This is a genomic window from Bradyrhizobium sp. BRP22, assembly GCF_020194175.1.
Classification (GTDB): Bacteria; Pseudomonadota; Alphaproteobacteria; order Rhizobiales; family Xanthobacteraceae; genus Bradyrhizobium.
The window spans coordinates 161,415-185,033 of sequence record NZ_JADYVX010000002.1 but is presented as its reverse complement, the minus strand read 5'-3'; the positions used below and the strand labels follow the sequence as shown (position 1 = coordinate 185,033).

Annotated in this window: 28 protein-coding genes; 17 read left to right on the top strand and 11 right to left on the bottom strand. The window is 62.8% G+C overall.

All coding sequences use genetic code 11. The annotated features are described in order from the left end of the window. Nucleotides 1–13: 13 nt before the first annotated feature. From I6F35_RS03295 to I6F35_RS03260, 8 genes are all read left to right on the top strand, one after another. Entirely contained in the window at nucleotides 14–1,048 is a 1,035-nt protein-coding gene (locus tag I6F35_RS03295; RefSeq protein WP_225116216.1) for a glutamine synthetase beta-grasp domain-containing protein, read from the top strand. 268 nt (nucleotides 1,049–1,316) lie between these two features. Next, the gene (locus I6F35_RS03290) at nucleotides 1,317–1,961 is read left to right on the top strand and encodes a GrlR family regulatory protein (RefSeq protein ID WP_225116457.1); all 645 of its coding nucleotides are present in this window, start codon (nucleotides 1,317–1,319) and stop codon (nucleotides 1,959–1,961) included. Between the two features lie 6 nt (nucleotides 1,962–1,967). After that, the gene (locus I6F35_RS03285) at nucleotides 1,968–2,654 is read left to right on the top strand and encodes a substrate-binding domain-containing protein (protein WP_225116215.1); all 687 of its coding nucleotides are present in this window, start codon (nucleotides 1,968–1,970) and stop codon (nucleotides 2,652–2,654) included. A 103-nt stretch (nucleotides 2,655–2,757) separates the two neighbouring features. Further along, on the top strand, nucleotides 2,758–3,804 hold the full coding sequence (locus tag I6F35_RS03280; protein WP_225116214.1) for a GDSL-type esterase/lipase family protein: 1,047 nt from the start codon (nucleotides 2,758–2,760) through the stop codon (nucleotides 3,802–3,804). A gap of 228 nt (nucleotides 3,805–4,032) precedes the next feature. Then, the gene (locus tag I6F35_RS03275; protein WP_225116456.1) at nucleotides 4,033–4,818 is read left to right on the top strand and encodes a tetratricopeptide repeat protein; all 786 of its coding nucleotides are present in this window, start codon (nucleotides 4,033–4,035) and stop codon (nucleotides 4,816–4,818) included. A 257-nt stretch (nucleotides 4,819–5,075) separates the two neighbouring features. Then, nucleotides 5,076–5,549: a hypothetical protein gene (locus tag I6F35_RS03270; RefSeq protein ID WP_225116213.1), complete on the top strand. Its 474-nt coding sequence runs from the start codon at nucleotides 5,076–5,078 to the stop codon at nucleotides 5,547–5,549. Between the two features lie 49 nt (nucleotides 5,550–5,598). After that, nucleotides 5,599–5,748 carry a hypothetical protein gene (locus I6F35_RS03265; RefSeq protein WP_225116212.1) on the top strand — a complete coding sequence of 50 codons (150 nt, stop codon included), beginning with the start codon at nucleotides 5,599–5,601 and terminating at the stop codon, nucleotides 5,746–5,748. Nucleotides 5,749–5,827: 79 nt separating this feature from the next. Next, nucleotides 5,828–7,450, top strand: a complete 1,623-nt coding sequence (locus I6F35_RS03260; RefSeq protein WP_225116211.1) for an ABC-F family ATP-binding cassette domain-containing protein — start codon at nucleotides 5,828–5,830, stop codon at nucleotides 7,448–7,450. Nucleotides 7,451–7,463: 13 nt separating this feature from the next. Here I6F35_RS03260 and I6F35_RS03255 read toward each other — a convergent pair whose 3' ends face one another. The 4 genes from I6F35_RS03255 to I6F35_RS03240 are packed head-to-tail and all read right to left on the bottom strand — an operon-like array spanning nucleotide 7,464 to nucleotide 10,143. Next, on the bottom strand, nucleotides 7,464–8,456 hold the full coding sequence (locus I6F35_RS03255) for an HD domain-containing phosphohydrolase (RefSeq protein WP_225116210.1): 993 nt from the start codon (nucleotides 8,454–8,456) through the stop codon (nucleotides 7,464–7,466). A 21-nt stretch (nucleotides 8,457–8,477) separates the two neighbouring features. Further along, on the bottom strand, nucleotides 8,478–8,669 hold the full coding sequence (locus I6F35_RS03250; RefSeq protein WP_225116209.1) for a hypothetical protein: 192 nt from the start codon (nucleotides 8,667–8,669) through the stop codon (nucleotides 8,478–8,480). Between the two features lie 38 nt (nucleotides 8,670–8,707). Continuing rightward, nucleotides 8,708–9,010, bottom strand: coding sequence for a PilZ domain-containing protein (locus I6F35_RS03245; RefSeq protein ID WP_225116208.1), 303 nt, complete (start codon nucleotides 9,008–9,010; stop codon nucleotides 8,708–8,710). Further along, nucleotides 9,010–10,143: a DUF2336 domain-containing protein gene (locus I6F35_RS03240; RefSeq protein WP_225116207.1), complete on the bottom strand. Its 1,134-nt coding sequence runs from the start codon at nucleotides 10,141–10,143 to the stop codon at nucleotides 9,010–9,012. Before I6F35_RS03240 ends, I6F35_RS03245 begins: the two co-directional genes overlap by 1 nt. 297 nt (nucleotides 10,144–10,440) lie before the next feature. Here I6F35_RS03240 and I6F35_RS03235 point away from each other — a divergent pair, with 297 nt between their 5' ends. Beyond that, a complete protein-coding gene (locus I6F35_RS03235; protein ID WP_225116206.1) occupies nucleotides 10,441–11,391 on the top strand; it encodes an AraC family transcriptional regulator in 951 nt (316 codons plus the stop codon). A 62-nt stretch (nucleotides 11,392–11,453) separates the two neighbouring features. Here the strand turns inward: I6F35_RS03235 and I6F35_RS03230 are convergent, their stop codons facing one another. Next, nucleotides 11,454–11,702 (bottom strand): hypothetical protein, encoded by a 249-nt coding sequence (locus I6F35_RS03230; protein WP_225116205.1) that lies wholly within the window; start codon nucleotides 11,700–11,702, stop codon nucleotides 11,454–11,456. A 113-nt stretch (nucleotides 11,703–11,815) separates the two neighbouring features. Continuing rightward, a complete protein-coding gene (locus I6F35_RS03225) occupies nucleotides 11,816–13,900 on the bottom strand; it encodes a methyl-accepting chemotaxis protein (RefSeq protein WP_225116204.1) in 2,085 nt (694 codons plus the stop codon). 98 nt (nucleotides 13,901–13,998) lie between these two features. On the opposite strand from I6F35_RS03225, the gene I6F35_RS03220 reads away from it, so the two are divergent. Then, complete coding sequence (locus I6F35_RS03220) at nucleotides 13,999–14,589, top strand: NADPH-dependent FMN reductase (protein ID WP_225116203.1); 591 nt, start codon at nucleotides 13,999–14,001, stop codon at nucleotides 14,587–14,589. A 165-nt stretch (nucleotides 14,590–14,754) separates the two neighbouring features. Here the strand turns inward: I6F35_RS03220 and I6F35_RS03215 are convergent, their stop codons facing one another. Further along, on the bottom strand, nucleotides 14,755–15,009 hold the full coding sequence (locus tag I6F35_RS03215) for a hypothetical protein (RefSeq protein WP_225116202.1): 255 nt from the start codon (nucleotides 15,007–15,009) through the stop codon (nucleotides 14,755–14,757). Nucleotides 15,010–15,223: 214 nt separating this feature from the next. Here I6F35_RS03215 and I6F35_RS03210 point away from each other — a divergent pair, with 214 nt between their 5' ends. Then, a complete protein-coding gene (locus tag I6F35_RS03210; RefSeq protein ID WP_225116201.1) occupies nucleotides 15,224–15,409 on the top strand; it encodes a hypothetical protein in 186 nt (61 codons plus the stop codon). A 9-nt stretch (nucleotides 15,410–15,418) separates the two neighbouring features. Here I6F35_RS03210 and I6F35_RS03205 read toward each other — a convergent pair whose 3' ends face one another. Both I6F35_RS03205 and I6F35_RS03200 read right to left on the bottom strand, forming a co-directional pair. Then, a complete protein-coding gene (locus I6F35_RS03205; protein WP_225116200.1) occupies nucleotides 15,419–16,360 on the bottom strand; it encodes a hypothetical protein in 942 nt (313 codons plus the stop codon). Nucleotides 16,361–16,538: 178 nt separating this feature from the next. Then, nucleotides 16,539–16,919 (bottom strand): hypothetical protein, encoded by a 381-nt coding sequence (locus tag I6F35_RS03200; RefSeq protein WP_225116199.1) that lies wholly within the window; start codon nucleotides 16,917–16,919, stop codon nucleotides 16,539–16,541. A gap of 232 nt (nucleotides 16,920–17,151) precedes the next feature. Between I6F35_RS03200 and I6F35_RS03195 the strand changes: the two genes are divergently transcribed. The 6 genes from I6F35_RS03195 (at nucleotide 17,152) to I6F35_RS03170 (ending at nucleotide 21,987) form a co-directional block, all read left to right on the top strand. Beyond that, nucleotides 17,152–17,751 (top strand): L,D-transpeptidase, encoded by a 600-nt coding sequence (locus I6F35_RS03195; RefSeq protein WP_225116455.1) that lies wholly within the window; start codon nucleotides 17,152–17,154, stop codon nucleotides 17,749–17,751. 288 nt (nucleotides 17,752–18,039) lie between these two features. Then, nucleotides 18,040–18,621 carry a septal ring lytic transglycosylase RlpA family protein gene (locus tag I6F35_RS03190; RefSeq protein ID WP_225116198.1) on the top strand — a complete coding sequence of 194 codons (582 nt, stop codon included), beginning with the start codon at nucleotides 18,040–18,042 and terminating at the stop codon, nucleotides 18,619–18,621. A gap of 569 nt (nucleotides 18,622–19,190) precedes the next feature. Next, nucleotides 19,191–20,339, top strand: coding sequence for a PepSY-associated TM helix domain-containing protein (locus I6F35_RS03185; protein WP_225116197.1), 1,149 nt, complete (start codon nucleotides 19,191–19,193; stop codon nucleotides 20,337–20,339). 159 nt (nucleotides 20,340–20,498) lie between these two features. Then, nucleotides 20,499–20,858: a hypothetical protein gene (locus I6F35_RS03180; protein ID WP_225116196.1), complete on the top strand. Its 360-nt coding sequence runs from the start codon at nucleotides 20,499–20,501 to the stop codon at nucleotides 20,856–20,858. A 183-nt stretch (nucleotides 20,859–21,041) separates the two neighbouring features. Next, complete coding sequence (locus I6F35_RS03175) at nucleotides 21,042–21,221, top strand: hypothetical protein (RefSeq protein ID WP_225116195.1); 180 nt, start codon at nucleotides 21,042–21,044, stop codon at nucleotides 21,219–21,221. Between the two features lie 523 nt (nucleotides 21,222–21,744). After that, nucleotides 21,745–21,987, top strand: coding sequence for a hypothetical protein (locus I6F35_RS03170; RefSeq protein ID WP_225116194.1), 243 nt, complete (start codon nucleotides 21,745–21,747; stop codon nucleotides 21,985–21,987). 105 nt (nucleotides 21,988–22,092) lie between these two features. Here the strand turns inward: I6F35_RS03170 and I6F35_RS03165 are convergent, their stop codons facing one another. After that, complete coding sequence (locus tag I6F35_RS03165; protein ID WP_225116193.1) at nucleotides 22,093–22,335, bottom strand: hypothetical protein; 243 nt, start codon at nucleotides 22,333–22,335, stop codon at nucleotides 22,093–22,095. A gap of 393 nt (nucleotides 22,336–22,728) precedes the next feature. Beyond that, on the bottom strand, nucleotides 22,729–23,589 hold the full coding sequence (locus I6F35_RS03160; protein WP_225116192.1) for a DUF2306 domain-containing protein: 861 nt from the start codon (nucleotides 23,587–23,589) through the stop codon (nucleotides 22,729–22,731). Nucleotides 23,590–23,619: the final 30 nt, after the last annotated feature.

Sequence of the window (23,619 nt, the reverse complement as noted above, 5' to 3'; positions counted from 1 at the left end):
ACAGAGAGGCTCAATGACCAAGTACAAGCTCGAGTATATTTGGCTCGACGGGTATACGCCGACACCGAATTTGCGCGGCAAAACGCAGATCAAGGAATTCGCGTCGTTTCCGACGCTCGAGCAGCTTCCGCTCTGGGGCTTCGACGGCTCCTCCACCATGCAGGCCGAAGGCCACAGCTCCGATTGCGTGCTGAAGCCGGTCGCTGTCTATCCCGACGCCGCGCGCACGAACGGCGCTTTGGTGATGTGCGAAGTCATGATGCCCGACGGCGTCACTCCGCATCCCTCCAACAAGCGCGCCACCATCCTGGATGACGCCGGCGCATGGTTCGGCTTCGAACAGGAGTATTTCTTCTACAAGGACGGTCGCCCGCTCGGCTTCCCGTCCAGCGGCTATCCGGCGCCGCAAGGTCCGTACTATACCGGCGTCGGCTACAAGAACGTCGGTGACGTCGCCCGCAAGATCGTGGAAGAGCATCTCGACCTCTGCCTGGCCGCCGGCATCAACCACGAGGGCATCAACGCCGAAGTGGCGAAGGGCCAGTGGGAATTCCAGATCTTCGGCAAGGGCTCCAAGAAGGCTGCCGACGAAATGTGGATGGCCCGCTACCTCATGCTGCGCCTGACCGAGAGCTATGGCATCGACATCGAATTCCACTGCAAGCCGCTCGGCGACACCGACTGGAACGGCTCCGGCATGCACGCCAACTTCTCGACCGCCTATATGCGCGAAGTCGGCGGCAAGGAGTACTTCGAGGCGCTGATGGAGGCCTTCAAGGCCAACCGCGCCGACCACATCGCGGTCTACGGTCCTGACAACCACATGCGCCTGACCGGCAAGCACGAGACGGCCTCGATCGATACCTTCTCTTACGGCGTGGCCGACCGCGGCGCTTCGATCCGCGTTCCGCACTCCTTCGTCAACAACGGCTACAAGGGCTATCTGGAAGACCGCCGTCCGAACTCCCAGGGCGACCCCTACCAGATTGCTTCGCAGATCCTGAAGACGATCTCCCAGGTCCCGACCGACAAGAAGGCAGCCGCCTAACCGGGCTCCCGGCCAGGGGCTGGGGGCGCCCGGGGCCGTAACAACGCCCGCCAAAGCCGGACGGCTTTGGCGGGCGTTTGCATTTTAATGACATTGGATTGGTTGCGCTTCCAGGCATCGACACGCTTTGTTCAGCATAAGCCGGTATCGACCTCGCCCAAAGCGCGATAGGGTAGGTTCGGATGCGCGCAGGCCGGGGACCGACGTGGGTTTCGGAGGCTTCTACAAGGTCAGGTTTCAGCTCAACGATGCGGTCGGCCGCAGCGTGATGCACGCCCACGACGGCAAGATGCTCGGCGGCAACTCGGCCTTCGCCCATATCGGCACCTACGAGGAAAGCGGCGACGACGTCTCGGTCGTGGTCAGGACCGTGCGCCACAACCCGGATCCCAATTATCCCGCGATGGCCGGCACCGATGATGCGACGCTGGTGGCGCGGGGCCGACCCGATGGCGATACCTATCGTTTCGAGGGCGGATTGCGGGAGGTGCCCGGCGTGCCGTTTCAGGCGGTCTTGACGCCGATCGAGGAGCAGGAAATCCCGATCGCCGGTGGGGTCGGCGAAGGTGGGATCGCCAACGGCCTCTATTCGATCCATCTCCGCCTGCTGGATGGAATTTCGGGCGGCCTGACCGGCGTGATGTTGCTCAAGGACGGCCGCATCGTCGGCGGCGACGCGTGCTTCTATTATCTCGGCACCTATTTCTCGGAGAAGGGCCGCTGGAAAGGCCAGATCCTCAACCAGGAACACACGCCGACCAGGGGAGAGAATCCGATCTTCGGCGGCCACGAAGTCGGCATCGGCTTTTCCGGCACCTGTGATGAAGAGGGAGCGGTGCTGGAAGCAACCGCGCTCGCCGGCAAGCGCAGCCTGCGATTGACCGCGGTGCTGAAGCTGATGCGCCGCCTGTAGCACGCGATGCCTGACACCATTCGCCTGCTCTCGACACTGGCGCTGAAAGGCGCGGTCGTCCGTCTTGCCGGACAGTATGAGGCCTCCAGCGGGGTGCGGATCGATGCCGATTTCGCGCCGACTCTGGCGCTGCTCGAGCGGATCAGGCGCGGCGAGGGCGCCGACGTCCTCATCCTGACGCAAGAAGGCCTAGCCGAGCTCGTGCGCGAAGGACGCGTAGCCGCGGAGAGCTCCGTCGATCTCGCGCGCTCCTATGTCGGCATCGCCGTGCGGGCGGGCGCCGTTCACCCTGACGTCGCCAGCGAGGCCGCATTGCGCGCAGCGCTTCTTGGCGCACGGTCGATTGCCTATTCGAGGATCGGCGCCAGCGGCATCCTGTTTGCGCAACTGATCGAACGATTGGGGATAGCGGCAGAGGTCAACGCTCGTGCAACCATCATTCCATCGGGCTTCACTGCGGAACGGCTCATCACTGATGAGGCCGATCTCGCCGTGCAGCAGATCAGCGAATTGAAGCAGGTTGCGAGCGTCGAGGTCGTCGGATCAATTCCGCGCGAATTGCAGACGGCAGCGGTATTCTCCGCCGGTCGCATGACAGGCTCGCAGAAGGCGGGGCAGGCCGACCGCCTGCTGCGCTATCTCGCTTCTGCCGAGGTCGCGCCGGTGCTGCGCGAAGAGGGACTAGAACCTTGACGCATGGCCGCGGGCCGCTTGCGATTCTCCCCGAGGTGCCAATCGAGTTGATGCAAACTTAAGGTAGTGTCATGCTCATGGCATTCCATTGGAGGGAATTGCCATGGCCAAGAAGCCAAAGTCTGCCGGCGGCAAGACGCCATTCCACGCCGTCGTCGAAAAGATCCAGAACCGCAGCATCAGCGACGCTGATATTTCGAATTTCTTTATCGCCCAGCCCAATCCGCGGCGGCCGTTCGATTTCACGGTCGGTTTGAACCGCGCCGCCGTTGATCTTCAGGGGATCGAAAAATCCGCCAGGCTGGCCGACGCGCTCGCGCATGACGCGTCGATCGGCCGAGACGAAAGACTTGCTCCGACCACCCCGCCAAAAGGTTTTGGCCGCAAGGTCCCGCTTATCGCCGAGGGCGATTCATGGTTTCGGCTGCCGCCGTTGATCATGCCTCCGACGCTGATCGACGAGCTCGAGCAGAGTGACGCCTATCCCATCAGCAATCTGGCGCATTGGGGCGATACGCTCACCGAAATGACCCAGGCAGGCCAGTTCTGGCCCGCGCTGATCTCCGGGCGGGCGGATACGTTTCTGTTTTCCGGCGGAGGAAACGACATGCTCGGAGGGGAAGGCGGTGTTGCGCGCTTCCTCAACCTGTTCGATCCCGATCACGCCAATCCGTCGGATGCCGCCTACTACGTCAAGCCGGAATTCTACGAAAACCTCAAACTGGTGCTGCAGAGCTACGAGTCGCTGATCCAGCGCGTCCATTTGCGCGCGCCCGATGTCATCATGGTCGGCCACGGCTACGACTACGCGCTCCCGCGCAGCAGCGGCCCATGGATCGGGAATGGCATGATGTTCGTGGGACTGGACCCGACCTTCCAGGCCGACCTCTGCCAGGCGATCATGCGCATCATGACCGATGCCTTCAACAAGGGGCTTGCGGGCTTTGCCGCGACCTATTCGAACTATCGCTACGTTGACCTGCGCGGGGCGATCGGCAAGAACGAGTGGCGCGACGAATTGCATCCGACGTCGGCCGGCGCCGCAAAGACCGCCGCTCGCTTTGATGCCGTGCTGAAGAGCCTGCCGAAGTCCGGCACGTTCGAGACGCCGGCAATTGCATCACGCATGCTGTTCGGCCGGGCAGCCTAAGAGCGTCGGTTCTGATTCAATCAGAACCGACGCTCCAGATTCTGGTTTTGACGCGTTTTCTTCACGCGAACCGGTGTCCACTTCGCTCGAAAACGCTCTGGACCTGCGATTTTCACAAGGCTGTCGAACGGGGGCTTTGCCGCCATCGGCAGCCTTGAATTTGCCGGGCCGCCGAAGCAACGTAGCGGCATGAAGAAACGACTTTCCTGCTATCTGGTTGCCGCCCTCATGATTGGCGCGGTGACGGGCCTTGCCCATGCGCAATCGGCCGACCTCGTGCTCTGCGATCGCCTTGCGGCGGATCCCTCGGATCCCGACAAGCCTGCTGATGTCAAGGGCGTGCCGGAGGTCGCCTCGGCCGACATTGCGACCGCGATCAAATACTGCGCGGTCGCGGCGAAATCCTCGCGTCGGGCGATGTATCAGCTCGGGCGCGCTTATGCGGCCAATCGGCAAGCGGCGGAGGCGGTCTCGTCCTGGCGCAAGGCGGCCGACAAGGGCTCGACCTCGGCGATGGTCGAGCTTGGCGTGCTCTATGGGACCGGTGCGGGCGTCGCGAAAGACGAGGCGCAGGCGCGCAAACTGTTCGAGCGCGCGGCGCAGGCCGGCAATCCGCGCGGCGTCACCAATCTGGCAGCGCTCGGCGGCTCCTCGGCGGCCGACCCGGCGCGTGCCCGCGAATTGCTCGCGAAGGCGGCCGAGACCAATCCCGAAGCGCAATATCAGCTCGGCCTGATGCTTTCCGAAGGGAACGGCGGCGAAAAGGATGATGTCGCGGCGCGCGCGCTGTTCGAGAAGGCGGCGGCGCAGAACCACGCCGGCGCGCTGGAGCGGATGGGCGCGTTCGCGCAATCCGGCCGCGGGGGCCCGAAGGACTCGGACGCCGCGAAAGCCTATTACGAGCGCGCGGCCGCGCTCGGCGACGAGGACGCCAAGAAGGCGCTGGAGCGGGCGCGATGTCCGATGACGATCAAGGACAAGCGCGGCAACGTCGTCACGAATCTCTGTTTCTAGAGCGTTTTCGAGCGAAGCGGACACCGGTTCGCGTGAAGAAAACGCGTGAAAACAAGAATCTAGAGCTTCGGTTCTGATTCAATCAGAACCGAAAATGCTCCTAGCGCGATCAATGGTAGCCCGGCCGTCTGTTGCGCAGCTTGGTCGAATTCCGCAGGGGCATTGATCAAGCGCAAGACCCTCATGACTCTCCTCGGTAGGCTGCAGCAAGACAATGTTCTGCGGTCGCTGCCGCGGGGAAGAAATGGAGTCTTGCAATGAAATGGCGCGGTGTGGTGGCGGTGCTGCTCTTGGCGGCATCGATGCCGTTGGCGGTGGCGCAGTCGGATCTGAAACGGCCTTCCTCGACCGACCAGTATATTCCGCGGCTTGGTGACATCATGAGCGCAGCGCTATCGCAGCACCAGAAACTATGGTTGGCTGGCAAGGCTCAGAACTGGCAGCTTGCGGCCTATGAACTTGGCCAGCTCGAGTCCAGTCTCGCCGAAGCCGCCATGCAGTATTCCGGTATCCCCGTCAGCAACGTCACCACGCTGAAGGATCCGCTGCAGTCGGTTTCCGATGCGATCGCAGCGAAGGACGGTCGCAAGTTTGCAAAGGCCCTCGGCGATCTGACCGAGGGCTGCAATTCTTGCCACTCGTCGATGAACCGAAGTTTCATCGCGATCCGTGTTCCCACCGGCCGGGAGCCATTCGCCAATCAGATGTTTCCGCCACAGCGCAAGCCGTGACGGAACCGAGGCCGCTCGTTGTGGTTCATCGGGCAAAGGAGACCCGATCATGATCCGCAAATTGCGATCCGGCGAATACCGCCTCTATTCACGGAAGGTCAATCCGAAGACGGGCAGGCGCCGCAATCTCGGCACCTTCAAGACGCGCGCCGCGGCCGAAAGGCACGAGCGCGAGGTGCAGTATTTCAAGCGCCACTAGCTGATCTCGTAACATCTTTGCGCTGGCGGGCGAAATCGACTAAGAGCGCCCGCATCATATGTCCCCACCAGATAGCGCAATGATCCGTCTCGATAACGTCAGCAAGCAGGCCGGCCACCAAATCCTCTTCATCGAAGCTTCCGCAGCGCTCAACCGGGGTGAAAAGATCGGTCTCGTCGGCCCGAACGGCGCCGGCAAGTCGACATTGTTCCGCATGATTGCGGGGCAGGACCAGCCTGATGAAGGGCAGGTAGCGGTCGATCGCGGCATTACGATCGGCTATTTCAGCCAGGATGTCGGCGAGATGTCCGGCCGCAGCGCGGTCGCCGAGGTGATGGATGGCGCCGGTCCCGTCAGTATCGTTGCGGCCGAGCTGAAAGAGCTCGAGACGGCGATGGCCGATCCTGACCGCGCCGACGAGATGGACGACATCATCGCGCGCTATGGCGAGGTGCAGGGACGTTTCGAGGAGCTTGACGGCTACGCGCTCGAAGGGCGGGCGCGCGAGGCGCTGTCAGGCCTCGGTTTCAGCCAGGAGATGATGGAGGGCGACGTCGGCGCGCTGTCGGGCGGCTGGAAGATGCGCGTGGCGCTGGCGCGCATCCTCCTGATGCGGCCCGATGTCATGCTGCTGGACGAGCCGAGCAACCATCTCGATCTCGAAAGCCTGATCTGGCTCGAGCAGTTCCTGAAGGGGTATGAGGGCGCCTTGTTGATGACGTCGCACGACCGCGCGTTCATCAACCGCGTGATCGGCAAGGTGATCGAGATCGACGGCGGCGCGCTCACCACCTACTCCGGCGACTACGAGTTCTATGAGCAGCAGCGCGCGATGGCCGACAAGCAGCAGCAGGCGCAGTTCGAGCGCCAGCAGGCGATGCTGGCCAAGGAGATCAAGTTCATCGAACGCTTCAAGGCGCGGGCCTCCCACGCCGCCCAGGTGCAAAGCCGCGTCAAGAAGCTCGACAAGATCGAGCGGGTCGAGCCGCCGAGACGCCGCCAGACTGTGGCGTTCGAATTCCAGCCGGCGCCGCGCTCCGGCGAGGATGTCGTCGCGTTGAAGAGCGTCCACAAAGGCTACGGCAGCAAGCGGATCTATGAAGGACTGGACTTCATGATCCGCCGGCGCGAGCGCTGGTGCGTGATGGGCATCAATGGCGCGGGCAAATCGACATTGCTGAAGCTGGTGGCGGGTTCGACCGAGCCGGACAACGGCACGGTCGTGCTCGGCGGCAGCGTCAAGATGGGCTATTTCGCGCAGCACGCGATGGATCTGCTCGACGGCGAGCGCACGGTGTTTCAGTCGCTCGAGGATGCGTTCCCGCAGGCCGGGCAGGGCTCCTTGCGCGCGCTCGCCGGCTGCTTCGGATTTTCAGGGGACGACGTCGAGAAGAGGTGCCGGGTGCTGTCCGGCGGCGAGAAGGCGCGGCTGGTGATGGCGAAGATGCTCTACGATCCCCCGAACTTTCTGGTGCTGGACGAGCCGACCAACCACCTCGACCTCGCGACCAAGGAGATGCTGATCAACGCGCTGTCGGAGTTTGACGGCACGATGCTGTTCGTCTCGCACGACCGGCATTTTCTCGCCGCGCTCTCCAATCGCGTTCTCGAGCTGACGCCGGACGGCATCCACCAATATGGCGGCGGCTATACCGAATATGTCGCCCGCACCGGCCAGGAAGCACCGGGGCTGCGGAGCTAGCCTCGAGGGCGGATCAGCGGTTCAGGGCGACGTCCCTGAACGCCTCGACCAGCATCGCCTGTTTATAGGTCCGCTGTTCGATCAGCGCCGAGAAGATGTCGGAGATGGTCAGGATGCGGACGATATCGGAGATGCTCTCGGCGCAAAGCCCGTCCGGATAGCCACTGCCATCAAGGAATTCGTGATGGTGCCGCACCGCATCGAGGATTTCGGCCGAGATGCCGGGCGTACCCTTCAGCACGGCATGGCCGGCGGCAGGATGGGTCTCGATCAGCGCACGCTCCTCGGGGTCGAGCTTGCCGGGCTTGTCCAGGACGGCAAGCGGAATCCGTGCCTTGCCGAGATCGTGAAACATCGCGGCCGCATAGAGCCGCTCGATATCGATCTTTGCCATGCCGAGGCTGAGGCCGAAATCGACGGCGATGCCGGTGACCAGCAGGCAGTGCTGGTAGGTGCCCTCGTGATGACGGCGAACCGTCGCCAGCCAGTCGGACAGTCCATGCTCGGCGATCGTCTCGGCGATCACGCTGCCGGCGTCCCTGGCCTCCGCGACATTGACGGTCCAGCCGCAGGTGACTGCCGAGAACATCGAGGCGAAGCTCGCAGCTCCAACCGACGCAGCCTCCCGGCTGCTCGACGCGGGTTCGCTCGGAACGATCGATGGGGTCTCGTTGCGCGCGAGCTTTGCCAGCAATTGGGCCGGCTTGACCGGACTGAGCAATGCATGCGTCGCGCCGAGGGCGTGGGCCTGGACCACCGCCAGCCGGCTGCGCTCGTTGAGGACGAAGATGCGCTTGGGGATACGCGAGAACGTGCTCGACAAGGCCTTGAGCGCGGTGATGTTGTCGACGACACGCAGGTCGGCGTTGACGACAACGGCCGCGACGTCATTGCCGCGAACGCTGGCCGTGCCAAGCAAATCCCCCGCGACGTGATGCTTCGCCTGCAGCATGGCGCGCAATGACGAAAGCCCGGCCTGCGTATCGGCTACAACATAAACGGACATCGAGATGGTGTCGTCATTGTTTCAGATCTTGTTCAAAGCCCGCTGCTGGGCCTGGGCGAGAAATTGATCGAGATCGCTGCAGAGAATGTGCGCGAGCTCCTCGTTGAGTTCGAATCGCAGCGTCGTTCCGGCCATGTCGATCTCGACAATTCCGCGCAGCGGCTCCGCACAATCAGTGGTGACGGAGAAAGCTGCGATCTTGTGTACGGACATCGGTCGTTTCTCCCTGGGAAATTGCGCCGCGGACATTCTCACTTTGGAATGATGGCGCGCCCTTTCTTCTTTCTTTCGGCGACAAACTTCACGCCGATGTTAGTCCCCTCGACCCGGACCAGTTCGCATCGCCGGAACGCGAGCCCTCTCGATGACAGGATCAGGAAGAATTCCTGGGCCCGCAGCACGTCGAGCGGGCCGTCGACCTCGAGCTTGGCACCGGTTTGCGATACGTCGAGCAGAACGCAGCTTCGCCGCCAGGTGCCGTCGACGCCCATCAGGTTGACGGGATAGCGGTGCTCGAAGTGAACCCGCTCGGCTCTTCGGTTTCCATAAGCCATCAATGCACTCCCCCTGCTGAAGGCGTATCGGCGGACAAGGGCCTGGCGCCGAGGTCGCTTACGGATCCGAAGCGGATGGCGCGCTGCGCGGTGGAAAGCGAAAGCGTGTCGAAGGCCTCCCTGGCCTGTTCGAGTTGTTGCGGCGAAACCGGCTTGACGCCCTTGCGGCTCCTGATGATGGCGACCGCGGTCTGCCAATCGAGCCGCGATGCCCGGCAGGCGAGGACCAGTCCGTGGCAATCCTCCATATCCATCAGCGGCTCGATGGTTTCGATCGGAACGGCTGCCAGCAGCGACAGCGCAGCGACGACGCTGCGATGGTCGCGCCGGATCGCGAAACGGTTGACGATGGAATCGTTCAATTGGCCGGCATTGTTGAGCGCGAGCACCGCAGCTTTTGCCTCGGAATAGTCGATCGCAGCAGGCTTGCGAGCGCGCCCGCGCGCGGCGGTCTCCTCGATCAGGGTTCTGACCACGACATGCCGCTCGGGCGGCGCGGTCTTAAGCAGTCGGGCCCGCGCGAACGGGCTGCACTTTGCCACCAGCTCGCAGAGCACATCGCGCGGCAGATCCGGCCGCTGCACCAGCGCGTCGGCGATATCGTCATCGCGCAGGGCCATCTCGACCAGGGTCGCAAAGCCCGCGACGGAGAAGTGCGCGCCGGGATTCCTCGCGAGGATGCAGCAGATGGCAGCGTCGCCGCGCATCAGCAGGGTATCCGTGAGGGCGCGGCCTACGACGCTGCGGCCGGCGATGGCGCCGAGGTGTTTTTCGCCGCGGGTCCTGACGACCTCGATGAGGTCGTCTTCAGACAGGCATTCGCACTTGCGAAGGATCGGGACGGCGACCGCCGCGTCCTCGTGCTGGGCGAGGCGGCGCATCACCTCCTTTGGTGCAGACTTCAGATCGGCGAGGGGAGCGCTGAGCTTGGTCAGCGTACGCGCTTCGACTGTCCCGATCAGGCGGACCAGGACGTCGTCGAATATATCGATCTGGTGCTCGCTGAGCCGGTCGGCGTCCGCGAGGAACAGGCTTGCTACCTGCCGCAATATCCGGATGCGGCGTTCGGGTGAGCCGGCTCTGACAACATCTTCAAGTTCCGCAATAAGCTCGGTCGAGGCAATGGCAGTCATGGCGGCACCAATAATCCGCTGGAGGACGTCGCTGTCCGTCAGCCGATTTCGCGCCTAGATTGTTAATTACCACTGTAAATTGGTATTTTAAGGTTGTATCCTCGCCAAAATTCTACCACAAAACAGTATCGAAATTCGGCAATGGTATTTTGCCGCGTTGTCTTTCTACGGAGCCGCGGCCCAACTAGCGAATAGGAGGGTGACGGAACGAATCGTCGAGCGAAGGTCGCCCGCCTTTTTGCAGTGCGGCATGGATGCCCGCCATCGACGGGTGTTGGTCTTACAGAACAATTTTCAATGAATGATCATTCACCGGCGCCGACGCTGGTGCCGAAGGTATTTCGCTTCAATGATATCGACACGTTTCGGAGCTTCATTCGAAACGTGCAGGTGGAGTGCATTCCGCTCGCGCGGGAGATTTCAGCCGAGCAAACCATCCTGAACCTGCCAGGCTGCGATCTGAACTACACCAAGGCGTTCCCGCGCGTGATTGATGTGCAGCTTGCGCCGAACACGACAGCCGTCGGGTTCCCGATGGACGATGGTGCCGCCATTCGCTTCAACGGTGTGGAGCATGATCGCTCGTTGCTGGTGATCGGGAGCGGTGGGGCGGCCTACAGCGCGCTCGAGAGAACGCCCCGGCAATATGCCTCGATCGTTTTCAAGCCTACTGTCGAGGATCGCGGCTGGCCCAAAACCGGGCCGAGTTTCAATCTCTACGAAACCAGCGAGACCGCGAAATGGCGGCTGCGCCAATTGGTGCGGGAGGTCCTGGCGATCGCGCCGCATTTGGCCGAAGCACCTGATGTTCCTGGCGTCGCAGTGGCGATCCGCGAATCCCTGATGGCTGCGATCGATCATGCATTCGCCGAGGTGGTGCCGGCCAAGTGGATGGCGCGGGCGAATACTGCGCGGCAGTTCAAGGTGTTCAAGGATGTGCAGGCGATCCTGTCCAGCGATCTCGCGCAGCCGATCTATAGCAGCGACCTTGCCAGTGAGATCGGCGTGTCAGTGCGCACCATGCACGATGCGGTGCAGCGCTATCGGGGCATGAGCCTGCACCGATATCTCCGCCTGCGCCGGCTCTGGCTCGTTCGCCAAAACCTCTTGGCCGGCGCTCACAGCGTCAAGGCCTGCGCGCTCGCCTATGGCTTCTGGCACCTGAGCGACTTTTCCAGAATATACCGGTCGCACTTTGGCGAATCGCCGTCCGAGACGCTGGCGAGGTCGCGGCGTTCCCGAAGCTGACCGCACCGAATCTAGAACGGCAGTTCCGATTCAATCAGAACTGACGTTCCGGCTTTTGTCTCCTATGCGCCGCTCTGACATTTCTTCATGAAGCTGGTCTTCGCGGCGCCGGCGAGCTTCTTGCCGTCGGACCCGACCGCCTTGGCCTCGCAGGCATCGGTGGCGCATTTCTTCATGAACGAGGTCTTCGCCGCACCCGACAGCGCCTTGCCGTCCTTGCCGACGGCCTTGCTCTCGCAGGATTCCTGCGCGAACGCCGCGCCCATCGCAAAGGTCGTAACGACCGCTGCCAACATTATCCGCTTGAGCATGGCTTCTCTCCCTGTTTGCCAAAGTGGCGGGGCGGATTGGATATCGAAATTTTGCTCCGATCAAGTTGGTAGCGCGCCGATTGCTCCGCCAAATCGACAACCCATGCCCGCGATTACGCTGTCCGGACTTCCGCGAGGAAGCGGTTGACTTGGCCGGCGAGATCGCGCGATTGCGCAGAAAGCTGTTCGGCGGCGCCGAGCACCTGGTTGGCGGCCGCCCCGGTGTCGTCGGCCGCGCGCTGCACGCCGGAAATGTTCGAATTGACCTCCTGCGTGCCGCGCGCCGCTTCCTGGACGCTGCGCGAGATCTCCTTGGTCGCCGAACCCTGCTCCTCGATCGCGGCGGCAATCGCGGTGCCGATCTGGTCGATCTCGGTGATGACGTCGACGACGTTCTGGATCGCTTTCACCGTCTCGTCGCTTGCCGCCTGAATGGTGGCGATCTGCTCGGAAATTTCGGTGGTCGCTTTCGCGGTCTGGCCGGCCAGCGACTTCACCTCCGAGGCAACCACGGCAAAGCCGCGTCCGGCGTCGCCGGCGCGCGCGGCCTCGATCGTCGCATTCAGCGCCAACAGATTGGTTTGCGCCGCGATGTTCTGGATCAGCGTGACGACATCGCCGATCTTCTGCGCACCTTCCGCAAGCGAGCGGGCGGTATCGCCGGTACGGCGGGCATTCTCCACGGCGCGCGCCGCGATCTCGGTCGACTGGGTGACCTGGCGGCCGATTTCCGAGATCGAGGACGTCAGCTCCTCGGTCGCGCTTGCAACCGTCTGCACATTGGTCGAGGTCTGGTCGGAGGCCGCCGCCACCACAGCAGCCTGCTGGTTGGTGGCCGATGCCGTCGAGGACATCGACTGCGCGGTCTCCTCCATGGTGGCGGAGGCGGCCGAGAGCCCGCCGACGAGCTCGCTGACCTTCTCCTCGAACGCGTGAGTCAGGTTGTCGAGCACTTGCGCGCGGCGCATCTTGATCTGGTTCTCGGCTTCCTTCTCGGCAGCAAGGCGATCGGCCTTGATCATGTTGTCCTTGAAGACGCGCACGGCCTGCGCCATCGCGCCGATCTCATCGCCGCGTTCGGCGCCGGCGATCTCGTCCGCGACGTCACCGGCGGCAAGCCGCGACATCCTGGCGGTCAATTCCACGATCGGCCTGCAGACCCGGCGGTGCACCATCATCACGAGGGCGCCGCTGGCGGCGAGCACGGCGATCAGGCCGGCGAGCGCGATCAGGAAGCTGAGCCGCGCAGAGGAATAAGCGGAGGAGAGCACCTGGCCGGCGTTGTCATAGAAGGCGTCGCGCACCTCGATGATCGAATTGAGCCCACGCTGCGATTCCGCGTAGAAAGTATCGACATCGTGCTCGTACTTGCCGCTGGCCGCACCTTCCTTCACGAGCTTCAGCTCCTTGCCGAACCGATCGACATAGGCCTCGTTCATGCGATCGAGCGCGGCTGTGACATTGGCGGGTAGGTTCGGATTGCCGCGCAGCTCCTGCAGCGACATCAGCACCTGGTCCGCGCGTCCTTGGGCGCGGGCGAGATCGACCTTCTCGGTCTCGGTCGCTGCGCGCCTGGCGCCGACGAGGTTCTTGTGCTGGCTTGCATTGAAGCCGCCGACGTCGCGCAGCGACCAGGCGATGTTGGCGTAGACCGCCTGCCGGTAGGCGTCGCCGTCGATCAGGGCCATCTTGCGCACCTGGCCGTCGAGCAGGGAGGCGGCGGCATTATTGAGCACCGCATTGTCGGCGATGATCTTCCTGGCGGCGTCCTTGCGCGCGTCCGCCGGGCCGTCGATCGCCTTGTCCATCGCCTCTCGCAGCGCGTTGAATTTCGCGTTCAGCCCATCGATGCCGGCGCCAATCGCTTCGCCGTCGTCGAGCGAGCCGGGTAGCGCTTTGCGCAGCGCGGTCATTTTGTCGCGGGCGCGATCGGTCGCCGTGCGCATCTTCTCGTTCAGATCGGCCCGCTGCTTCGGATCGACCACCGGCGGCCCGAACAGGATGTTGGTGGTGAAGCCACGCTCCGAATTAAGATAGCGCGGGATGTCACTGATTGCGCGCGCGATTGCGAGCCGCTCCTGCGCTACCGATACATTCTGCATCGTCTGGTATTTCGAGGCCGCGACATAGACGGCCAGTCCACCGCCCACGGCCGACAGCGAGACGATCGCGGTGGTCAGGAGAGTTCCAATTTTCATGTTATTGATGCCATTCTGGACAATAAAGGAGCGTATAGCTCCATGATAACCAGCGCGGATTAATCCCGCGTTGACGCTTTCCAATCGGAGTGACCGGCATGGCCCACCGCATCCTCGTCTTCTACGGTTCCTACCGCTCCGACCGCATGGGCATTCGGCTCGCGAGCTTCGTGGTTGAAGGCCTGCGCGCTCGCGGCGAGGACGTCGAATTCATCGACGCCAAGGAGGTCGGGCTGCCGATGCTCGACCGCATGTACAAGGAATATCCCAATGGGGCGGCGCCCACGGCGCTGGAGAAGCTTGCCGGCCAGATCCGCGAGGCCGATGGCTTCGTGTTCATCACTGGCGAATACAATTGGGGCATCCAGCCGGGGCTGAAGAATCTCACCGACCATTTCCTGGAGGAGTGGTTCTGGCGGCCCGCCGCGATCGCAAGCTATTCCGCCGGACGCTTCTCCGGCGTGCGTGCCGCCACCGCCTGGCATGGCACGCTCTCCGAGATGGGCATGGTGGTGATTTCAAGCACGATCGGCGCTGGGCCGATCGCACAGACCCTGTCGGAGGACGGAAAGCCGATCGGCGAGGGCGGCAAGGCGCTGGAGCGAGCGTTCCCGCGCTTTGCCGATGACCTCATGTGGTGGGTCGAAGCTGCCAAGGAGCAGCGGGCGCGCAAGAAGCCGCCTTATTGATGAGGCGAGCGGACGCCTGGAGCTTCGGTTCCGATCGAATCAGAACCGAAGCTCTAAATTAGGCTCTCTTTTGACCGCGTTTTCTGCGCAGACAAGTCTACGCAATCTGCGCAAGCTTGATTGCTACGCGAACCGGTGTCCACGTCGCTTGAAAACGCTCTCCAGCTAACGCGTTCGCTGATCCGAATTACCGGTTGCCGATTTGCGCTTGGTCTCGGCAGGCGCGCCCATCTCCTGGCAGGGCATTTCCTGCCATGAACCGTCGGCCGCCTTCTGATAGGCGCGGCACGGCGATGCAGCCTGCTTGGCGTCGGTCTTCTGGGCGTCGGACTGGGTTTCTGAGTTCTTCGCAAGCACCGGCGTCGCAAAATGCGCGAACGCGGCCACCGAACCGGCGAAGATCACTGTTGCGATCCGCATCGGAGGTTCTCCTTTTCGATGCAGATTTTTCTATAAGCAATTGTGGAAATTTTTTGCCGAGTGGCCCAGCGTACCGAGCTTTGCTTAACGATCGGAAAATGACGAGCGCCCTCTGACCGGGGGAACGAGGCCGCGGTTCGGCGGTTTAGAAGAGCTGCAGCCCCACACCAACCAGCAGGGTGACCACGGGAGCAAGCAACATCGGGAGAGCGACATGATGTCGGAGACGCAGATTCACGTGATCGCGCGGCAGATGTTGGAGCAGCACGGCTTCGAGGCGATCGCCCGTGCGGCGCAGAAGGCGCAGGCCTGCGAGAGTCAAGGCGACGACGACGAGGCCCGAGAATGGCGTCACATCGAAGCCGCCATGAAGATCATGCGCGGCCCCCACCAGAGCTGAGCTGACGAGTTAACGCACCGGCATCGGCGGTCGTACCACCGGCCCGCCATCCTGCGCTTGAGGCTGCGGCGCGGGTACCGTTTGCACCGGGGCCGGTGCGGACGGCGGCGGCAGTGGCGGCGGAGCAGCAGCCGCGGTTTGTGCCGGCGGGTAGGCCGGCGGCTTCGGCCTGCGCACGGGCGCTGCAACCGGCCGTGGCGGGGGAGCCGCCGTCCGCGGCTGCACGGCTTGTGCCGAAACCCTGGCCTCGGCATTCCGGGCGATGTCGCGCGCCATCTGATCCTGGCCAGACTTGAGCTGCTCGATGCTGGCTTTGAGCTGCTGGATCTGCTGGCCCATCGTCGCGAGATCGTGCGCCATCGACTGCAGCAACTGCGAGGAATCGGCAGGGAGGGCGGCGGCCGTCGTCGGCGCGGCGGCTTCCGCGGGCTGAGCCTGGGTCGGGGCCTCCGGCTGCGCGACCGCCTGATCGGTCGAGGCGGTTTGAACGGCGGGCGCGGGCGGTTGCTCCGTGGCGGTCTGAACAGCGGGGGGAGCCGGTTGCTCCGCGGAGGCCGTTGCGTCTTCCGAAGGTGACGACAACAGCGAGAACTGCGGTATCCACTCAGCGATCATCTGCTTGGCCGTGTCGCCATGATGCTTCCAGGCTGCCGCCGCGAAAGCGCTGATCAAGGCAAACAGGAAGGCCATCGTGGCGCGCTTGGCCCATTTGGCGAAGGCCGAAGGCTCGCTCGGCAACTGGATGTGATCGCTGGCCGTCACGCGAAAACTGCTATCCAGCGATGGCGCAGCGACGCTCGATGCCGCGTAGCTCTGCGGTGCCGGCGCGTGATTCACCTCAGTGCGCGGAGTTGGTGGTGCACGATCCCCGCGGGTCGCCAGCACGACTTCGGGATCGATCACGAACACATCGTGCGGATCGGATTCTTTGGCATTCAGCGTGGAAAGCATTGGCGCTCCATCTTCAGTCCAATGCCACCCGCTCAGGAAGCGGCCGGCGGATTTACATTACGTCAACCATCGGCCCCACGACTCCAGTCAGGTTTGACCAAAGCAAGGCAAGAGGAGGGAGAGTCTGGGGCCGCCCACGCCGCCGCGTTCCGCTGGAACTCGGGCATCGGGCGCGCGGCTAGTTCTTCGGGCGGATGAAGCCAGTGAGGTGAGTCTTCTGCGCTTCGCACCAGGTCGTCATCCCCAGCCTGCGCTGGTTGAGGTCAGTGGCCTGTGTGGCGACCGCGACTTCGGCCATGAGTTCGTCGTCCTGGCGCTCGCCCATCTTGCCGCCAGTGTGTAGGAAAGCGATCGCCTTGCGCACCTTCTCCGTGGTTCCATCGGGAAGGTGCATCTCTTCGGCCTTCTGCACGAGGTCTTGATAGACGAGATCGGTGTTGGGGCATTCGACCTTGGCGGCAAATGCCTGCAGCACCAGCGCGACATAGGCCGACCGCGGATCGGCTTGCGCAGGCTGCGCTGCGAGCAGCAGGCCTGCGATTAACAAAGTATAGCGCATCCTCGGGAACCTCCTGTTTTTTCGGGGAGGCTAGCGTCTACCGAGGCGCCGTGCAACCGAGGCAAGGCAGAACGTGCCGGCTCAATCAAACAGACGTGTTCCAACACGCTTTGCCTTGATTTCAGCACTATTCTGGCAACAACTGGGTAACAGGTTAACGCAGGGGAGACGTGCGGTGTCGAGACTGGGGCTCGCGGTTCTGCTGACGGGGGCGGTGACGCTTGCCGGCTGCATGCAGGCGACGCTGTCGCCATCCACAGATGCCAACATGACGCCGCGCGATCGGCAATTGCTGGCCCATCCGCCTTACGCGCAGGCTTCGATCCCGCAGCAGTTCCAGCGCCACATCGTCGACTATACGCGAAAGGAACAGCCGGGTTCGATCCTGGTCGATACCGACGCGCGCTATCTGTACTATGTGCTGCCGGATGGCAAGGCGATCCGCTACGGCGTGGCGGTCGGGGAGGAGGCGATGGCTTTCTCCGGCGTAGCCACCGTCGGCCGCATGGCCGAGTGGCCGGACTGGGTTCCGACCAGGGAGATCCAGGAGCGGCTCGGGCCTTATCCGTCGCGTGTCGCCGGCGGTCCGGCCAATCCGCTCGGCGCGCGGGCGCTCTATCTCTACCAGGGCAACAAGGACACGCTGTACCGCATTCACGGCACCAACCAGCCGGAATACATCGGGCAGGCGATTTCTTCCGGCTGTATCCGCATGGCCAATGCCGACGTGATCGATCTGTTTGGCCGCGTGAAGCCGGGCGCGACCGTCGTCGTGCTGCCGCCCGCCGCTGGCACGGCCTCGGTCGGGCCGTTCAGCGCCCGTCGCGGCTGATTTGATCTGACCCAATTCACGATCTCTCATTCCGGGGCGGCGCGTTAGCGCCGAACCCGGAATGCGTTTTCGCGTTGCGCCTGCAGCTATTTGATTCGGGCCTGCGTATTTCGCGCGCATTCCGCCCGGAATGACAGCGCCGGCTGTGGCGCAATCACCACACCTCGACGGAATTGCGCAACGGTAAACGCGCGCTGTCGCTTCCTGCCCCGGTTACGCCCCGATTGGAGTTCGCCCTTAGGCCGTTGGATTTCGGCTTGGGCTAGGGGCGCGAGTTGGGGATGCAACATGTGTTTCGACCGTGCCGTAAATTCGTACGTCGACATCAGGGGGCGGGCGCAGGTTGAGGCGCACCTGGTGTCGTCCGGTCCTGTGTGGAGAGCCACGCGACTCTTTGCGGTTGTCCTCGGGGCCGCTTCGTTGGCGGCTTGTGCGCAGTCAACCGTCGTCGGCCAACGATCGGAAATCGGCGCGAGCAGGCAGGCATCGTTCGTGCAGACCCGCACCGCGGCGGTCGCGATGAAGAAGCGGGTGGCGGCGACGCGAAAGTACACGCGGGTCGCGTCGCGCAAGAGCGGCGATGCCAAAGGCGCATCCCAGGGTGTCGCGAGCTTCTACAGTGAGGATTCGCAGACCGCGAGCGGAGAGAAGTTCGACAAGAATCAATTGACCGCGGCGCATCCGAGCTTGCCGTTCGGCACCAAGCTTCGCGTTACCGACGTCAAAAGCGGCCGCTCGGTGACCGTGAGGGTCAACGACCGCGGTCCGTATGTGCGGGGGCGGATCGTCGACGTCTCCTATTCCGCCGCGCAAGAACTCGGAATGGTCGGCAAGGGGCTCACCAACGTCAGGCTCGACGTGCTCCATTAGCCCGGTGGGCTCGCTGGCCGGGAATTTTCTCCGTCGCTGTCGGGAAAATCTCCCTTGCTCTCGGCGCTTTAATCACGTTGTCGGCACCTGTCGCGTCGATAAAATTCGTAACGCTACGTCCCGCGCTTTGAGTCCATTGCGTGCGGATTTCTTACCCAATGAACTTCAACCCCGCCTTCCACGTGGAGGCGGGGCTTTCTTTTTTGCTCGCCGCCAATTGCGGTGGCGCGGTCGGCCGCGATTGCCCTGCTTTTGATGCCGCTGTTCTCAATTGGAATAATTCCAACTTCGACCGCAATGGTCGTGCGGCACAAGGTACCGGTTCTGGTTGCGCGGCAACGCGCACCCGTCTATGTGGATTGCGCTGTCCAGTCCGGCAAGCTGGATGGCTGGGGATCGGGCGGCGGTATCCGCTACCATTACCGTCAGTCCCTAGGCATGAACTCGGCACTCAACGTGAAGCGCATTACCGACCGCGTCGCCATGGCCTGCACCACGACTAGCGGCTGCCAATGCACAAGCCCGCGCACCGTCGCGGGCGCAGTGGGCTGTCGCTGGTAGACGCGCCCATGGCCCGACCGCAAACAATCCGGCTGTGGTCGCGCATTCACACCTGGACCTCGCTCATCAGCATGGTGTTCCTGCTGATGCTGTGCGTGACCGGCCTGCCGCTGGTTTTCCATGACGAGATCGACGAACTCCTTGAAGAGGAGATCGCGGCGCCCGAGATGCCGGCCGATACGCCCCGCGCCTCGCTTGATCGGGCGATCGAGGTGGCAAAGCAGCGCTATCCCGGCCAGTTCGTCCTCCTCGCCAATCTGAAGCAGACCGAACCACTGGTCACAGTCGCGATGTCGCCGACCGCCATTCCTGCGCCCGGCCAGTTTCATCGCGTGACCATCGATGCGCGCACGGCCGAGGTGCTCGGCGAGGAGACGCCGCATCAGGACGTCATGGATATCGTGCTGCGCATCCACAAGGACATGTTCACGGGCTTGCCGGGCGAATTGTTCCTCGGCGTGATGGGGCTCGTGTTCGTGGTGTCACTGATCTCGGGCATCATTGTCTATTGGCCGTTCATGCGGCGGCTGGATTTTGGCACGATCCGACGCGGATCATCGCCGCGGCTCAAATGGCTCGACACGCATAATCTGCTCGGCATCGTCACGGTGACCTGGGCCGTGGTGGTTGGCATCACGGGCACGATCAACACGCTGGCGACGCCGCTGTTTGACCTGTGGCGCGCGCAACTCGTGCCGGTTCTGCTCGCCCCGTACCAGGGCAAGCCGGTCGCGCCGATACCCTCCGTTCAATCGGCCGTCAGCCGCGTGCGTGAAAAATTTCCCGACCGATTGGTGACATCTGTCACCATGCCGACCTCGGCGCGCTTCGGGAGCCCGCAACATGTCATCGTCTGGACCAAGGGCGCAACGCCATTCACGGCGCGCATGTTGCAGCCGGTGCTGGTCGACGCCAACAATGGCGAGAACATCATTGCCCCGCAGGTGCCCTGGTATCTGAGGGCGCTGCAGGTCTCGCGACCGCTGCATTTCGGGGACTACGGCGGGCTGCCGCTCAAGATCGTCTGGGCGCTGCTTGATCTCGTCACCATCATCGTGCTGGGCAGCGGCATTTATCTGTGGATTGCCAAGCGGCGCACCGCGCCGGCACGGACGAAGTTGCCGCGTGTGCGGCACGCCGTGGAGAGCAAGATCTAGATTCCTGTTTTGACGCGTTTCACTCCGCTCGAAAGCGCTCTACCCGCGAGCGTCGGAGCGCGGAGGAACCGGAACTTCAGGGCCCGTTGAACGAAAAATGGGAACGGCGTCCTCATTCCATCGTTGCCGCTTTCGAAGGGGCATATTGGAGGAGGAGCGATGAAGAAGCTTGCATTATTGGGCGCCGCCGCGGCATTGGCGACAACGTTCGCCACGCCCCTGATGGCGCAGGGCGTTACACAGGAACCGGGCTCGATCGGATTCAACTATCCGAATTCGCGCTACCTGACCGGCAGCTATGGCGTCGGCACGCCCTATAACACCGGCCGCTATCCCCGCATGGGGTATTATCGGCAGGTCTATTACGGACCGGTCTATCACCGACCGTATTATGGGCCGGGTCCAGGCGAGGTCGCGGCCGGCGTCGTCGGCGGCGCGATCGGCACAGCGGCCGCGATCGCCGCAGCGCCGTTCGAGCCCTATGATTCGTACGCCTATTACGGCTACGATCCCTACTGAGGAACGGAGTGGCGACAGGAGAGCGGCCCCCAAGGGGCCGCTTTTTTGTTGCCGCTTCCGCTATGCACCCGTCGGCCGAAGGCGCGTTGGCGAGTTCCATCAAATCGTCACGTTCCGGGCGAATTGCGGCCAAAGCCTATTGGCTATTGGCAAGGACGGAACAGGCGCAAAGGGATAAAGAATTTGTCCTACAGGATGATCGCAGAACGCGACAACGAGAAGGTCAGGGTCGAACGCCAGAGTTCATTGATCATCGTCGCCAAGGCGCGCGTGTTCGCCAGCGCTGGCTGGCAGGTGGTGATCACGGACGAAGAGGGGAAATCGTACGCCCCAGCGGAGTTCGATCGATTGTTGGCCGCTTGATCTGGCAGATTACGCTCACGCTAATTCACCCTGCGAATTCCGTGTCCGCAACTCGCGCGGCCATGCACCGTTCGCGGTGGACGGTGCGCTTATTGCGTCGAATGCGAGAATGATAGCGCGCCATACAGCCAACGCGTGATCGCGTCGTACAGCTGGCTAGCAGCTCAGCAACTCGTGAACGGCCGATCGAAATCGCAAGAGAGTCGGCTCGGCGGACTAAGGCGTGCAGCGGCAGTCGGTGTCTGGGAAGATCATTCTATTTCAGTCCCCGATCAGGAAGGCCTGGTTTCGCAGGCCGCCGTCACGGCGAAGATTCTTCCAATGACGCGCAAGGCGGATGCCTCGACCTCGTCGAGCTCACGGGCCCGTGGCGCCCGATCACGATGATGTTTTTAAATGATGATCATCATTCGATTGAACGTGAGCGCCTGATCGCTATGTGCACGTGCGAACGCCACGACGACTTCGAAACGTTGGCGAATTCAAACGCTATTGGTTTGGTCAATCGAAAGGGGAATAGGCAATGACTAGGTTCAAACTGTTTAGCGCGGTTGCGTTGGTATCGGCCGTGGTCGCAACTCCAGTGGTTGCGCAACAGGCGGTGCAGGAGCCTGGCGCGCAGGCATTCTATCAGAGCCTCGGCGTCGGCTCTAATTCGTACCCGCAGAACGCACTGGCGTCCGTCGGCCGTGTCGACCTGTCGGTTGCGGCGCCTCCGGTGCGACACGCGCGCCCGTCCGCGAGGCGTCACGTTTCCAGACAGTGATGTAGTAGCAGTCCGGCTGGCATAGTGTGAGCCGCCGGCCTTTTCAGACGAAGGCGGATCGCGTTCGCGCCGTCCGCCTTCATGCGGTTTAGAACGTGTTGTTACTCACATCCTCCTTGCGGAGCGCCACGCCGGAATTGGATCGAGTGGCGTGCGATAGAGCTCCACGTTGTCGATGTCGGTGACGCGAACCGCGCAGCCTCTCGATTTCAATTCGGGTTTGACTTGTGAGAGCTCGTTGGCGAGTTGGTCGGCTCTGTCGGAGGCAACGTGCAGGTCCTCGAGGATGATCGAGCCCTGATTTTTGAACTCTTCACCAATGACGAGATCAAAGCTGTAGCAAGGCATCCGAAGCGCTCCTGTTTCGGTATGCACTGCATGGTAGCACTGAGTCGGTGGTTCCCTAAGACAAGCAACGCGCAATGGTTAAGCGCGGCGCGCAAACAATGTGCAGTGATGCGCGAATGCATCATGCGACTCATCGCGCAATGAACGGCTCCGTAATTTTTCGGTGACGTGAGCGCCGGTTCTGTGCGCCGAGGGGTTGCCGGTAGAGTGTGATCTGGCCCACTCTTGCTTTGTTAGGACTTTATTAAACTTATCGCGGTCAGCCTAAGGGCACGGCAATCTGCAGCGGAACCGGACTCCGGGAGCCGGCAGCTGCAAGAGAAGACCGGCGGCGTAACGCCCGCCGGTCTTTTCTCTGGGCGGAGTTGAAGCCACCGGGCCGAGCGCGCTCCGTCACAATGTCAGAAGCCTCTGCACAATCCTCGGTCCCCAGTGCAAGGCGGTGAAATAATACGTGCTCACTGCGATGAACGCCGCGCCGAGGCCCATGCAAATTGCCGCTCCCAGTTTGACATAGCTGGGCGAGCGGTGCCGGCGCGCGCGGATGAAGGCTTCTGCTATGATCAGATTGGGAATGTAGAAAAAGAAGGCCATCACGACGTCGAAGCCGCCATCGAACGTGGGCGTATGACCCATGTTGTGGCCGAGCAAATGCCAGAAGCCGTAATCCATCCGGTAGAGCCATGATCCGATCACCAGCGCAAACAGCCGGATCGCCCAGGCGCGATGCTGCTCGAAGCGTCGCATGCGCGCATGCCAGAAGGTTGCCACGGCGGCGATCGCCGTGAGCGCGCCATAGAGGCTGAAACCGATATTCATCGGCGTCCCGCCGATCGTGCCCTGCACGGCGATAAAAGCCAGCCCGCCCAACCCCGCCATGAGCGCGGACAATGCATAGAGCCGGCCGACCCAGCGATGAAACGCCGGCGCGCTCGCCCGCACGGCCCTGATCAGCTGCAATGGCCCAAGCAGGAGCAGCACCGTGCCGGCCGCAAAATGCAGCCCGATCCCCATCGTTGCCATCCACGAATGCGGATCGTAAAGGCGCGGCAGGTCCCGGTTCCATTGATCGAGATTTCCATCCGCCAGCGCGCCGAGATAGATTGCCACGATATAGCAGCCGAAGATCGCCGCGCTGATCCAGACCGCGGCCACAAGGGCGATCGTCGTCCAGCGCAACGCCGCCGCGACGACGAGGGCACTCGTGCCGATCGAGCCGCTCTGCTGCCGATCAAGTTCGAATTGCAGGGACACTTTGGATAACTCGCCCAATCTGTCGGATCG

Excerpts from the sequence above, each read along its gene's own strand:
- I6F35_RS03260 (WP_225116211.1), top strand. The coding sequence starts at position 5,828 with ATGATCCGTCTCGATAACGTCAGCAAGCAGGCCGGCCACCAAATCCTC.
- I6F35_RS03165 (WP_225116193.1), bottom strand. The coding sequence starts at position 22,335 with ATGCCTTGCTACAGCTTTGATCTCGTCATTGGTGAAGAGTTCAAAAAT.
- I6F35_RS03270 (WP_225116213.1), top strand. The coding sequence starts at position 5,076 with ATGAAATGGCGCGGTGTGGTGGCGGTGCTGCTCTTGGCGGCATCGATG.
- I6F35_RS03275 (WP_225116456.1), top strand. The coding sequence starts at position 4,033 with ATGATTGGCGCGGTGACGGGCCTTGCCCATGCGCAATCGGCCGACCTC.
- I6F35_RS03285 (WP_225116215.1), top strand. The coding sequence starts at position 1,968 with ATGCCTGACACCATTCGCCTGCTCTCGACACTGGCGCTGAAAGGCGCG.
- I6F35_RS03190 (WP_225116198.1), top strand. The coding sequence starts at position 18,040 with ATGTGTTTCGACCGTGCCGTAAATTCGTACGTCGACATCAGGGGGCGG.
- I6F35_RS03205 (WP_225116200.1), bottom strand. The coding sequence starts at position 16,360 with ATGCTTTCCACGCTGAATGCCAAAGAATCCGATCCGCACGATGTGTTC.
- I6F35_RS03230 (WP_225116205.1), bottom strand. The coding sequence starts at position 11,702 with ATGCTCAAGCGGATAATGTTGGCAGCGGTCGTTACGACCTTTGCGATG.
- I6F35_RS03170 (WP_225116194.1), top strand. The coding sequence starts at position 21,745 with ATGACTAGGTTCAAACTGTTTAGCGCGGTTGCGTTGGTATCGGCCGTG.
- I6F35_RS03195 (WP_225116455.1), top strand. The coding sequence starts at position 17,152 with ATGCAGGCGACGCTGTCGCCATCCACAGATGCCAACATGACGCCGCGC.
- I6F35_RS03265 (WP_225116212.1), top strand. The coding sequence starts at position 5,599 with ATGATCCGCAAATTGCGATCCGGCGAATACCGCCTCTATTCACGGAAG.
- I6F35_RS03245 (WP_225116208.1), bottom strand. The coding sequence starts at position 9,010 with ATGGCTTATGGAAACCGAAGAGCCGAGCGGGTTCACTTCGAGCACCGC.
- I6F35_RS03185 (WP_225116197.1), top strand. The coding sequence starts at position 19,191 with ATGGCCCGACCGCAAACAATCCGGCTGTGGTCGCGCATTCACACCTGG.
- I6F35_RS03210 (WP_225116201.1), top strand. The coding sequence starts at position 15,224 with ATGATGTCGGAGACGCAGATTCACGTGATCGCGCGGCAGATGTTGGAG.
- I6F35_RS03220 (WP_225116203.1), top strand. The coding sequence starts at position 13,999 with ATGGCCCACCGCATCCTCGTCTTCTACGGTTCCTACCGCTCCGACCGC.
- I6F35_RS03215 (WP_225116202.1), bottom strand. The coding sequence starts at position 15,009 with ATGCGGATCGCAACAGTGATCTTCGCCGGTTCGGTGGCCGCGTTCGCG.
- I6F35_RS03290 (WP_225116457.1), top strand. The coding sequence starts at position 1,317 with ATGCACGCCCACGACGGCAAGATGCTCGGCGGCAACTCGGCCTTCGCC.
- I6F35_RS03250 (WP_225116209.1), bottom strand. The coding sequence starts at position 8,669 with ATGTCCGTACACAAGATCGCAGCTTTCTCCGTCACCACTGATTGTGCG.
- I6F35_RS03235 (WP_225116206.1), top strand. The coding sequence starts at position 10,441 with ATGAATGATCATTCACCGGCGCCGACGCTGGTGCCGAAGGTATTTCGC.
- I6F35_RS03225 (WP_225116204.1), bottom strand. The coding sequence starts at position 13,900 with ATGAAAATTGGAACTCTCCTGACCACCGCGATCGTCTCGCTGTCGGCC.
- I6F35_RS03180 (WP_225116196.1), top strand. The coding sequence starts at position 20,499 with ATGAAGAAGCTTGCATTATTGGGCGCCGCCGCGGCATTGGCGACAACG.
- I6F35_RS03240 (WP_225116207.1), bottom strand. The coding sequence starts at position 10,143 with ATGACTGCCATTGCCTCGACCGAGCTTATTGCGGAACTTGAAGATGTT.
- I6F35_RS03200 (WP_225116199.1), bottom strand. The coding sequence starts at position 16,919 with ATGCGCTATACTTTGTTAATCGCAGGCCTGCTGCTCGCAGCGCAGCCT.
- I6F35_RS03255 (WP_225116210.1), bottom strand. The coding sequence starts at position 8,456 with ATGTCCGTTTATGTTGTAGCCGATACGCAGGCCGGGCTTTCGTCATTG.
- I6F35_RS03280 (WP_225116214.1), top strand. The coding sequence starts at position 2,758 with ATGGCCAAGAAGCCAAAGTCTGCCGGCGGCAAGACGCCATTCCACGCC.
- I6F35_RS03295 (WP_225116216.1), top strand. The coding sequence starts at position 14 with ATGACCAAGTACAAGCTCGAGTATATTTGGCTCGACGGGTATACGCCG.